The 511-nt window shown below is 44.4% G+C and carries 1 protein-coding gene; it reads right to left on the reverse strand.

Features of this window, described 5'->3' with window-relative positions:
- Positions 1 to 127: 127 nt before the first annotated feature.
- Positions 128 to 511 (reverse strand): phage tail protein (locus FCN80_RS26355; RefSeq protein ID WP_136993308.1); only part of this gene is annotated, 384 nt, incomplete at its 5' end.

A 511-nucleotide genomic window follows, 5' to 3' on the forward strand; every position in this document is an offset into this window, starting at 1 on the left:
CCGGTACCCGTTGTTACCCATTCGTCAACATCACCTATATAGATTCCGTTATTATCATATTGATAGGTTTTTATAAAACCTGTTGATGTAGCGAAATTATTACTATCTAGCGTCACATAGTCTGTCATTATGCTGCTCTCACAATGTAATTGAACGCAATATTATCCGGACGAATTTTTTTGTACGTAACACCTGTCGATACCTGTGTGGCAGTCGCTTCGTAAACAGCATAACTGCTATGTAAATTACCCGTCTCCGCATTGTCTGCATCTATGCCGTTATAACCGGTAAAACCACCCAGTTGCATAGCTAAACCCGTGCCAGTTTCTTTTGTTAATAATGTACGACCGCTGTCAATTGCCGTTTGGCTACCGGCCCATCCGCGAATGAAATAGCCACGCATGTCAGGGAGTGTCGCGCCATATATCGCATACAATTCCGGATAAACACTCTGGGAAATTGTCTGGCCAACCATCGCTATCCATCCGGTCGGTGGTGTATCTGTCGGCCA

It is taken from the genome of Martelella alba, from assembly GCF_005217455.1.
Taxonomy (GTDB): Bacteria; Pseudomonadota; Gammaproteobacteria; order Enterobacterales; family Enterobacteriaceae; genus Acerihabitans.